The organism is Candidatus Protofrankia californiensis (genome assembly GCF_900634765.1).
Lineage (GTDB): Bacteria > Actinomycetota > Actinomycetes > Frankiales > Frankiaceae > Protofrankia > Protofrankia californiensis.
Genome location: NZ_CAAAFT010000223.1, coordinates 26579 through 37586 on the forward strand (window position 1 = coordinate 26579; position 11008 = coordinate 37586).

Below are 11008 nucleotides of genomic sequence, written 5' to 3' on the forward strand. Positions count from 1 at the left end.
GCACTCTCACGGTCCCCCGGCATGCGCGACGCCGTCACCTCCCTCGACATCCCCCAGCCGGTCTGGGTGTACGGCGGCTATGTGACCCGCTACGGTGCCGTCGCGGTGTCCGTCGTCCAGCAGATCAACCGCGGGATGTCACGGAGGGCTCTCTACGCGTGGACGGGCAGTGGAGTTCCTGGCTTCGTGCACCTTCGAAATGATCGACATCAACGGGGCGCGTATGAACACCGGGGACCATATGTGCTTCGCATCTTCGAGTACCCCCTCATCATCGGGGTTCTCGAGGCCGCGCAGGTGATCTGCTTCGGCGTGGCAGCAGCTCACCTGCGTCGGCGTGCGGTGGGTGCCGCGCCGTTTCTCGGCTTGTGCGTCGTGTTTCCGTTTACCGGCCTGGTCGCTTTTGGCTCCGTAGTGAACATTGTGTTTGCGTTGGCTCTTGTTTGGCGTGCAGTGCGACTTCTCCCGGGGGCGCCACCCGTCTCGGCTGGCGCGAGTCACTCCGACAGGCAGGTGGACCGGCCGTTCGTGCACGTGGAAGCGTGGCGTCGTCCGGTAGAGCCGCCAGCCGTGACAACCTTACGAGGTTACGAGAGCCGTCTTTACGAAAGTCGTCGCCTGCCCCGATGCTGTTCACCTGGCACCTCGGGAAGGCGTGCCGTCGGGACAGCCGCCGGCACGACGCGTCCGGGCCGCAGGGCCGAGCTTGCCTGCCCGGCAAGGTTGGCCACCACCGTCCCACCCCAACGGGTAGGTCATTTCCTCCCGGGGGATGTCGCGGCTGTGGTCGCCACTGGAATAGGTTCATGACCCAACAAAGATCCAATCCATGTGGTGAATCTGACATGGTAAGGTTCCTCACTCCTGTGAGTGCCGAAAGCGATGGGAACCCCTTCGACGACGGCGCGGCGGGTCTGCGGACGTGGTACACCGCCAAGCTGATGCAGGGAGACAGATGACGCACCAGGTTGTGACCAGGCCCAGCCGCCACCGTCCACGTTCTCGTCCCACTGCCTCGAGTATTATGATCAAGCTCCCGCCGCTTCTTCAGCGGGTGGTCGTCGACGTCGGCCAGAGCGGGCAACTGCTCGTGCAGCTGGTGTCCACGGCGGTGCGGCAACCGCGCGGGTACTGGGGAGAGACCCGCGACGAGATGTATGCGATGTTGCGCTTCTGTTGGTTATCCTGCACGCTCGCCGTCGGTGGATTCTGTTTTCTGATCGGCAACTACGCTTACAACATCCTCACGCTGCTCGGTGCGCAGAACCGTCTGGGGACCTTCTTCGTCTTCGCCAGCGCTCGCGAGATCTCCCCGTTCTGCACGGGTATGGCAGTGGCCGGGGTAATGGGCACCGCCATGACTGCCGACCTGGGGGCGCGGCGTATCCGTGAGGAACTCGACGCGCTGAAGGTCCTCGGTATCGATTCCATGCGTGTTCTGGTGCTTCCGCGGGTCATCGCTATCACCGTGATGACCGCCGCTTTCAATATTGTGGGTGTCGCTGTCGGCGTGGTCATGGCGATGATCTCCGCAACCGTGATCGGCGAGACCTCCGCGGGCTCCTTCTTCTCGGTCTTCCTGTCGAACGTGACGGTGCCTGAACTGGTCGGCACGGTCGTAAAAACTATCCTGATCGGATTTTTCATCGGTATTGTGTGCGCGCAGAAGGGTCTCAACGTCCGAGGCGGCCCGGAAGGTGTCGGTCGCGCCGTCAACGAGGCTGTCGTGCTCTGCTTCGCGGCTGTGTGGGTCATCAACTTCGTGGCCAACGCAGTGATGCTCGGTCTCAATCCTGAGATGTTGGTCAACCGGTGAAGGAAGGTCCGGCTGTGACGGTGACCTCAGACAAGACGTCCGCGTCGGCGACGAAAACCGTGTCCGTCGGCGGTGGAGGTTCAGCCACGGACGCGTATGGCAGCGGTCAGTCGCTCCTTCCGGACCTCGGTGAGGCCGTCGTCTTCGCGGTTCGCGCGTTCCGTTATATCCCGAATACTCGTCGTTACACGTCGGAGGTTTTCCGGCAAACCGGGATCATCATCCTGTCCAGCTCGGGGATCATCTGGTTCATGATGGCGATGCTTGCCGCGGAGATCTCGCTGGAGGGGCACTATCTGCTGCGCCAGCTCGGCGCGGGCGGATACACGGCCGTGTTCACCGCAGTATCGGACTACACCGTGGCGCCGGAAATGTGGGGCTGGATTCTGGCGGCCAAGGTCGGTTGTGGCCTGGTCGCCGAACTCGGCTCGATGCGGATCAGCGAGGAGATCGACGCGCTGGAAGTGATGGGCCTCGACTCGATGGCCTACCTGGTCAGCGCACGCCTGCTCGCCGTCCTCATCGTCACCCCTTTCATGTTCATCGCCGGTACCGGAATCATGTACGTCGTCAACTACGTGCTCAATGTTCATGTGTTCCACAGCGTGACCCAGGGTGCCTATCTGTCCGTTTTCTGGACGTTCCTCACCCAGACGGACGTGCTGTTCTCGCTCGTTGCCGGCGGCATCATGGGAACGATGATCGTACTGATCGGCTGCTATTACGGATACACGGCGAGCGGCGGCCCGGTCGGGGTGGGCAAGAACACGGCGAAGTCGATGGTGATCAATTTGATCATCGTTAGTGTCGTGGGCGCGATCTTTCAGCAATTGTTCTTCGGCGGCTTCACCCGTGCCCCCATCGGGAACTAGGCGTTCACCATGCAGAGGATGCCCCATACCCGCCTATCGTGGTCTCCCTTACGCACTCCCGGAAAGGAAGCCTCATGGCAGCAAGTAACGAGCTCGTAGACGACGCCGCAGAGAGCCGGTCGTCGACCGTCGGAGGCGCAGCGACCGCCGGCGGGCAGTACGCGGTGGCTGCGCCGGAACCGCGGCAGACCGTGCAGATCCGCGATGTCCACAAGTCGTTTGGCTCGTTCGACGTGCTGACGGGGCTCACGCTCAACTTCGTTGACGACGCGATCACCACCGTTCTCGGGCCGTCGGGTACCGGCAAGAGCGTTCTCCTGAAGCATATCGTGGGCCTGCTCGAACCCGATCAGGGTGAGATCATTGTGTTCGGACAGAACATCTGGAATATCACCGAACATGAACGACAGGAGATCCGCAAGAGATTCGGTGTACTATTCCAGGACGGCGCGCTGTTCGGATCGATGAACATTTTCGACAACGTCGCCTTTCCGCTCCGCAAGCATACGGACAAGCGTGAGTCGGAAATTCGCGAAATCGTGATGTCGAGGCTCGATGAGGTTGGTCTCACGCGGGCTGTCAGCAAGACTCCGGGCGAGGTTTCCGGTGGTATGAAGAAGCGTGCGGGTTTCGCCAGGGCGCTGGTCCTGAACCCCAGCGTGGTGATGTTCGACGAGCCGGACTCCGGGCTGGACCCGGTACGAACCAGCCTGCTCAACGACCTGATCCTCAAGGTGCACGCCGAGCATGGTGGCACCTACGTTCTGGTCACACACGACATCCGCACCGCGCGTAAGGTGAGCGACTACGTCGGAGTGCTCTGGAAGGGCAAGCTGATCCACTACGGCGAGACCGAGGAAGCATTCAACTCCGACATGCCGTTCGTGCGCCAGTTTCTGTCGGGTTCATCCGCGGGACCGCTGGGGATGGACTGATCATGCTTCGACGGAGATTATTAATCGTGGCCCTGGTGGTCGCTGCGGTCGGGGCTTACGTGCTGATGGATTCAGACAGCTACGAGGTCAAATTAGTGATGCCCTCGGCGGCCCAGCTCGCCGACGGATCGCCGGTCTGGGTCAACGGTGCCAAGGCGGGTTCGGTGCAGTCCCTGGAGGTCAAGGACGGCAAGGCCCTCGTCACCGTCTCCCTCACCGGTGACTACGCGCCTCTGCACGACGGCACGACCTCACGGGTCGAGTGGAACTCCGCGCTCGGCGAACGCATGTTGACGCTGTATCCGGGACCGGGGGAGAACGCGACGATCCCCAAGAACGGCCTCGTCAAGGGCCAGTCCCTCCAGATCGAGGTCGATCAGGTGCTCGCCGCGCTCGACCAGCCGACCCGCGACAAGCTCACCTCGCTCCTGAAGGAACTGAACCAGACGGTGGATGGTCGGGAACCGGATCTCGCCGCGACGCTCAAGAGCGCCGGATCGAGCGTGCAGGCGCTGGGTGAGGTCCTGCAGGCGGTCGGACGCGACGGTCCGGCGATCCGTTCGCTGGTCACCCAGCTCCAGCAGATGGTCTCGGTGGGCGCTGATCATCGCCGGGACATTGCCGCGGTGGTCGGTGACCTGACCAGTCTCACCGGCGCGGTCGCCGGCCAGCAGCAGCAGCTCTCCGACAGCCTCAAGGAACTGCCGTCGACGTTGCAGACCGCGAAAGGCACCCTTGACCGGATTCCCGCGGCGGGGGAGCCGACCATCGCCCTGCTGCAGGATCTCAAGCCCGCCACCGGCAGGCTGCCGTCGATCGCCAGGAATCTCAGTCCGGTGCTGACGGAGCTGCGTCCCGCTGTCGCCGATCTGCGTCCGACGCTGGGGTCGGCCCAGGCGCTGCTCCAGGAGACGCCTGGGTTGATCGACGTTGCCCACGGTGTCGTCCCGCCCGCTACGCAGTTCGTGCGCAGCATCCAGCCCGCCGTCTCCTTTCTCCGCCCCTACACGCCCGAAGGAATTGGGATGTTGCATAACTGGGGGCAGGCCTTCGCGCCCTACGACGGGGAGGGACACGTCTGGGCGGGCCTGCTCGCGCCGGGTACCAACATGATCGACGAGAGTCTCGTGCAGCCACCCGGGTCGCGGCGTGATCCCGAGCCGTACCCTGGCCAGCCGGTCGGACAGTCGTGGGTTGATGCGACCGGAAGCGGGATGCGATGAGCACCAGCCGCTTTGGCCGTAAGCGGATTCTCGTCATCGCAGCGGTGCTCGTCGTCGCCGCGACGGCAGGCGGTGTCGCGATGGCCTCGGACAACGACGACGTCGTCGTGACCGCGGTGTTCGCCGACGCCAGTCCCCTCGTCGCCGGCAACGTGGTCAAGTCGGCGGGTGTGGAGGTCGGCACGGTCAAGTCCATCGCGCTGGAAGGCGGCCGCGCGAAGGTGCGGATGGCCTTGGACCGCAGCGTGCTGCCCCTGCACAACGACGTCCGCGCGACCATCACCACCCAGGACCTGCTCGGCGAGCGGTTCATCCGGCTGGAACGCGGATCGCCGTCGGCGCCGGTGCTGCCCGAGCCCGCGGTCATCGCGCAGACCCAGACCAACCGTGTCGTGGACCTGCAGGACGTGCTCAACGCCGTTGACACGCCGACCGCGACAGCCCTCGGCTCGCTGCTGACCACAAGCGGTGAGGGTCTGAAGGGGCAGGGCAAGCAGGCCGCCGGCGCGATCGCCGCGCTGGAACCCGCGATGACGCAGGCCCGTGACCTCGCCGCGATCCTCGACGAGCAGAACGCGTTGCTGACCAAGCTGGTGGACAACGCCCAGCCGGTGGCGAGCGCGCTCGCCACCGACGACGGCCAGAGTCTCGACCGGCTGGTCGGTTCGGCCACCGACACCCTCGCCACCGTGGCGGCCAACCGCAAGGCCCTGCAGGACTCCCTGGTCCGCCTCCCCGGGACCATGGCCAGCGCCCGCACCACCCTCGCGGAGCTGTCCGGCGTCGCCGATCCGGCCACCCGTACCCTGGCGTCGTTGCGTCCGATCACCGACGACCTGACCGACATCACCGGTGAACTGCACCGTTTCGCCGACGCGGCTGATCCGGCCCTGGCGTCTCTGCCGCCGGTCCTCGACCGCGCCAACGTGCTGCTGGACGAGGCCGCACCTTTGGTGAAGGTGCTGCGCCCGGCCACCCCGGACCTGCTGGGGGTGTCGGCCGCGGCCCAGACCCTGTCGGAGCAGGCGTTGAGCCTGCGGCTGACCAACCTCATGGAGTTCCTCAAGGGGTGGTCCATGGCCACCAGCGACTACGACGCCATCAGTCACTACTTCAAGGCCATGGTGCCGCTGTCGCCGAAACCACTGGGGCAGGTCGTCGGCGGGATCGTTCCCGGGCTGCCCGACGCACCGATCCCCAGCCTGCCGCTGCCCGCGCCGCCGGAGCTTCCGCTTCCCGGCAAGACGGCCGCGTCGACAACGCCCGCTGGAAGCGGGCAGCCCGCTGCGTCGCCTTCCACCCGAGGCGGCGCCTCCTCAGCTCCGGCACCCGGCGGCAGCGCTACCGGGCTGACCGAGCGACAGGAGAACTCCATGCTCGAGCAACTGCTTGGGGGGTTGCTGTAGCCATGACAACGCCGGAGATCCGCGCGAGGTCGCGTTCCTTCCGCGCAGGCGTCATCGTGTTCGCCATCCTGGCGGTGGTCCTGTACCTGACGTTCAAGGCGCAGACCGGACTGCCGTTCGCACCGACGACGGCGGTGCGTGCGTCGATCGGCGACGTCCACTCGCTGCGCGTCAACGACGACGTCCGCCAGATGAGCAAGCGCATCGGCCGGGTCAGCCATATCGAGTACGCCAACGGCACCGCGCTCGTGACCATGGAGCTTGACGGCAACGTCGACGTGTACCGGGACGCGCATGCCGAAATGTGGGATGTGTCGGCGTTGGCCACCAAGTTCGTCGAGCTGGATCCGGGCACCAGGGGATCGGGCAAACTCGGCGACCGACCCATCGAAGCAACCCGCAACGTGAACTCGGCGGACCTCTACCAGCTGCTCGACGTGCTGGACCAGCCGACCCGGGACGCGGCTACCCGGACGATCCGTGAGCTCGGCGGGGGGACAGCGGGCCACAGCAACGATCTCCAGGACCTGCTCAAGACCGCGCCCGATCTCCTCGACGACATCGGCACCGTGTCGCAGGCGCTCGCGTCCGACCAGACAGATCTGCCCACTCTGCTCCAGGACGTCGACCGGCTGGCGGGCCGGCTCCACGGTAGGCAGCAGGAGATCGCCTCGCTGGTCGGTCAGTCCGACGAGACGTTGCGGGCGGTATCGGTGGACGCGGGCAAGCCGCTCGCCGGCACCCTCGACCGGCTGCCAGCCACACTGGACACGGCCAAGCACGCGCTGGACTCGCTGAACGGACCGCTGGCCGACACCGCGTCGGCCATGGAGTCACTGGAGCCCGGAGCAACCGCGCTCGCCCAGTCCGAATCCGACGTCCGCGGCCTCCTTGTGGACGGTGTCCCGGTCGCGGGGAAGGTGCCGGGCGTGGCCGAACAGGCGATCCCCGCGGTCGAGGACCTCACCCACACTGTCGCGGACGCCAGGCCGCTGGCGCCGCCGGTGCGGCAGGCGATCGGTGACCTCCTCACCCCGTTGCGGATCCTGGCACCCTATGCGCCCGAGATCGGACAGTTCTTTGTTCGCGGCCACAGCTTCGTGTCCGAGGGGCCTGTTCCGGGCATTCGCTACGCCCGGCTCAGTGTCAACCCCGGCTTGACCACCGTCACCAACGGCCTGCTGCCCTCCGGGAACTACTACCAGAACCAGTATCCCCGGCCCGGTGAGGCGTCGAGGGATCGCGCGCAGGGACTGCCGCCAGGCATCCCACTGGTAGGGGGCACCCGATGACCGTTCTGCGACACCGGCGGCTGGCAGGCATTGCCCGCCGTGGAAAGCTGACATCGAGCAGGACCCTCGGTGTGTTGGTGCTGCTCACGCTGATCCTGGTCGGCGTCGCGGCGTTCAACCGTAACCGCATCACGGTCACGCTCAGCTCCGGCGACACGATCAAGGCTGAGTTCGCGAGGGCTTACAAGCTTGAGCCCTACAGGAGCGTTGTCAAAGTCGCCGGCGTGAAGGTCGGTGAGGTCACCGGTGTGGACACCACCGAGCGCCACACCTCCGTCGTGTCGATGAAGATAGACGACGGGATCCTGGGGAAGCTCGGGGAGCAGCCTTCGGCAGCCGTGCGGCCGACATTGCTGGTTGGCGGTTTGTACTACGTCGAACTCTCACACGGTGGTGCGGGCAGCGCTTTCGACGCCGACCACCCGATTCCGCTCGAACGCACGACCACCCCGGTCGAACTCGACCACGTCCTCACGGCCTTGACCCCCGACGCGCAGAAGGCGATGCAGAACACCGTCGGGCAACTGGACGCCACACTGCAGCACGGTGGGCGGCAGGAACTTCGGGAACTCCTGAACGACGCGCCGGGGAGCCTGGGTCCCGCCGGTGTGGTGTTGGACGCCGCACGCGGCACCCGACCCGAGACCGACCTGACCGGGCTTGTGACCGGCCTCCAGCAGACGGCGTCGGCACTCACCAGTAAGGAGGGCCAACTGGCGTCGATCATCGACTCGCTGACCACGACCTCGGCGGCGCTTGCCGACGAGCGTCGTCCGCTCGCCCAGGCGGTGGCGACCGGACCGGAGACGCTGCGCACCACCAGGGCGGGCCTTGCCGACCTTGACGGCACCCTGCAGCGACTCACCACCACCGCCCAGGCGTTCCGGCCGGCGGCGCGTCAGCTCGATCCGTTGCTGGCCCAGCTCGACCCGGTGCTGGAGCGCACGCTGCCGGTGGTGAGCGATCTACGGATCCTCCTGCAGGACGCCCGTCCGCTGGTGGACCGGCTCGTGCCCACCGCGCAGAACGCCACCGGAGTACTGACCGACGTGCGCGGCCCCGTGCTTGACCGGCTCAACGGCCCGATCAAGGACATGGTGCTGTCGCCGTGGCACGGCACCGGCATGTACCAGGGCGGCGGCAACGACCACCTGTTCTACCAGGAGACCGGCTACCTGCTCTCCCACTTCGACGAGGTCTGGAAGTTCCACGACAGCAACGGCGCGGCGGGGCGGCTCATGGCCGGTGTCGGTGTGAACACCCCCGGCGGGTCCGCGACGCTGATGCCATTGGAGGAGTACCTGGAATCCCTCGGTCTGCAACAGCCCGTAGGTCCGCAGGAGGGGACCCGCCAGGGCGCTCCCGGTCTGATCCCGCCGCCCGCGGCGGGAACCAAGGCAGGCGGGCTCGGCCCGCTGCTGCCTGCGCTGAACCTTCCGCTGGTGTCGGGGAGTTCTCGATGAGCATGTCACTGAGCCGTCGTTGGGAGCGAGTCCGGACGGTACCGGGCCTCGGCCGTGACGTCATTGCGCTGACCGTGCTCGTCGTGTTGGGCATCGTGGCGGCTGTCGTCATCCAGTCCAACCTCACGCCGACGCCCCCGTGGGCCAAAAAGTCGATCGTGAAAGCCGAGTTCGCATCGGTGCCCGGGGTGAACCCGGAGAGTTCGAACCTGGTCACGATCGCGGGCGTGCGGGTCGGGAAGATCGAAGGCTGGGAGGTGACCAAGCGCGGGACGGCCGTTCTCACCATGCAGGTCGAGCCTGATCACACCGTCTACGACAACGCCCGCGCGGTGCTGCGCCCGAAGAACGCGCTCAACGAGATGTCGGTGGAGATCAACCCCGGTGGGCCGCCGGGCAACCCGTTGCCGGCGAAAGGCATCATCCCGCTGAGCCAGACCACCCGGCCGGTCCAGGCCGACGAGGTGCTCAACCATCTCGACGAACGCGCGCAGTTGGCCCTGACCGACATGCTCGTCGAGTCCGACATCGCGTTGGCACGCTCCTCCGAGCAGCTGCCCGGCGGGCTGGCGGCGACGGACGGCACCCTGACCCAGCTGCAGCCGGTGGTCGAGGCGCTGCAGACACGCCGGGAGAAGATCAGCCAGCTCGTCACCGCGCTGTCGCAGATCTCCACGGCGGTCGGCGGAAACGATGAGCGGGTCGCCCAGCTCGCGACGGCGACCCAGCAGACGCTCAGCACGCTGGCGAGCAACGACGGCGCGCTGCGGGACAGTCTCGCGCAGCTTCCCGGGCTGACCGACCAGCTGCGGGACACGCTGACCAGCACCCAGGAGCTGACCAAGCAGCTCAACCCGACGCTGGACAACCTCGACCGCGCCTCCGGCGACCTGCCGCAGACGCTGGAACGGCTGGAAAGCACCGTCAGCAAGCTCGGCGCGACGGTCGACGCGGCGAAGCCTGTGATCAGCAAAGCCCGGCCGGTGGTCGCCGACCTGCGCCCGATGGTGAACGACATCGACGACTCCCTGGTGAACTTCAGGCCGGTCACCCGTAACCTCGACCGCGACACGCAGACGGTGATGTCCTACCTCACCGACATCAAGGCGTTCGTGTACAACACCTCGTCGGTGTTCGGCGCGGGCGACGCGCAGGGCGGCATCATCCGCGGGCACCTGATCGTGCCTCTCCCCGGTGCCGGAGTGTTGCCGAAGCAGCCACCGAACGGCTATTTCCCGGGAGCGGAGAACGGTCTGCCCCCCGCGTCCCAGAGAGGCAACTGATGAGACGCATGCTGACCGGGTCACTGGGCCGGCTGGTGACCGTCCTGGTGTTCCTCGGCGGGAGCTTCGCGATCGTGCTCTACCTGTCCACCGGTGCCGGTGTGCGGATACCGGTGATCAACAGTGGCGAGTACACTGCTGTCGCGGTGCTGGAGGATGTCGACAACCTGGTGACGGCGAGCCGTGTCCAGATCGCGGGCGTGCATGTCGGCCAGGTGCGCACGGTCACCCGGCAGGCCGACGGGATGCGGGTCGAGTTCGCGTTGAACGAGAAGGTTGCCCCGCTCCACCAAGGGGTGACGGTGCGGCTGGGAGAGCGTTCCCTCGTCGGGGAGAGCTACCTGGACATCACCGACGGCCACGGTAACGAGCTGTCCTCCGGCGCCACCATCCCCGGTGACGGGGTGAAACCGAGCGTGCAGTTGCGCGACGTGCTGGCCAGCCTGGACACGGACACCCGCGAGGAACTGGGCAGCCTGCTCCGGTCGTTGGGAGAGGGGACCGAAGGTACCCAGCAGGACGTGTCCGCGGCCCTGGCCGGGTTGGGAAACCTCGGCCGGGAGGGGCACACCGCCCTGGACGCCATCGCGGCCCAGTCCGACGATCTCAAGGCGTTGGCACAGCAGACGTCCACGGTGCTGCAGGCCCTCGACACCGGCCAGAGGCAGATCGCCGCCCTGGTGGGGAACGCGAACCGGCTGACCGAGGCGACCGCGGG

Annotated in this window: 9 protein-coding genes; all 9 read left to right on the forward strand. The window is 66.5% G+C overall.

Annotated elements, in window-relative coordinates; translation table 11 throughout:
* Window positions 1-1024 precede the first annotated feature (1024 nt).
* Window positions 1025-1816 carry an MlaE family ABC transporter permease gene (locus tag DD1DGNOD_RS12205; RefSeq protein ID WP_241255670.1) on the forward strand — a complete coding sequence of 264 codons (792 nt, stop codon included), beginning with the start codon at window positions 1025-1027 and terminating at the stop codon, window positions 1814-1816.
* Between the two features lie 14 nt (window positions 1817-1830).
* A complete protein-coding gene (locus DD1DGNOD_RS12210) occupies window positions 1831-2688 on the forward strand; it encodes an ABC transporter permease (RefSeq protein ID WP_131766506.1) in 858 nt (285 codons plus the stop codon).
* A 164-nt stretch (window positions 2689-2852) separates the two neighbouring features.
* Window positions 2853-3623: an ABC transporter ATP-binding protein gene (locus tag DD1DGNOD_RS12215; protein ID WP_206443122.1), complete on the forward strand. Its 771-nt coding sequence runs from the start codon at window positions 2853-2855 to the stop codon at window positions 3621-3623.
* A gap of 2 nt (window positions 3624-3625) precedes the next feature.
* Window positions 3626-4846, forward strand: a complete 1221-nt coding sequence (locus tag DD1DGNOD_RS12220; protein ID WP_131766508.1) for an MlaD family protein — start codon at window positions 3626-3628, stop codon at window positions 4844-4846.
* Window positions 4843-6252: an MlaD family protein gene (locus DD1DGNOD_RS12225; RefSeq protein ID WP_206443123.1), complete on the forward strand. Its 1410-nt coding sequence runs from the start codon at window positions 4843-4845 to the stop codon at window positions 6250-6252. The genes DD1DGNOD_RS12220 and DD1DGNOD_RS12225 overlap by 4 nt, the downstream gene beginning before the upstream one ends.
* Before the next feature lie 2 nt (window positions 6253-6254).
* Window positions 6255-7544 carry an MlaD family protein gene (locus DD1DGNOD_RS12230; protein WP_131770158.1) on the forward strand — a complete coding sequence of 430 codons (1290 nt, stop codon included), beginning with the start codon at window positions 6255-6257 and terminating at the stop codon, window positions 7542-7544.
* Window positions 7541-9007, forward strand: a complete 1467-nt coding sequence (locus DD1DGNOD_RS12235; RefSeq protein WP_131766510.1) for an MlaD family protein — start codon at window positions 7541-7543, stop codon at window positions 9005-9007. The genes DD1DGNOD_RS12230 and DD1DGNOD_RS12235 overlap by 4 nt, the downstream gene beginning before the upstream one ends.
* Complete coding sequence (locus DD1DGNOD_RS12240) at window positions 9004-10290, forward strand: MlaD family protein (protein ID WP_131766511.1); 1287 nt, start codon at window positions 9004-9006, stop codon at window positions 10288-10290. Before DD1DGNOD_RS12235 ends, DD1DGNOD_RS12240 begins: the two co-directional genes overlap by 4 nt.
* Window positions 10290-11008, forward strand: a 719-nt coding sequence (locus tag DD1DGNOD_RS12245) for an MlaD family protein (RefSeq protein WP_131766512.1), incomplete at its 3' end; no start/stop codon positions are given. The genes DD1DGNOD_RS12240 and DD1DGNOD_RS12245, both read left to right, overlap by 1 nt.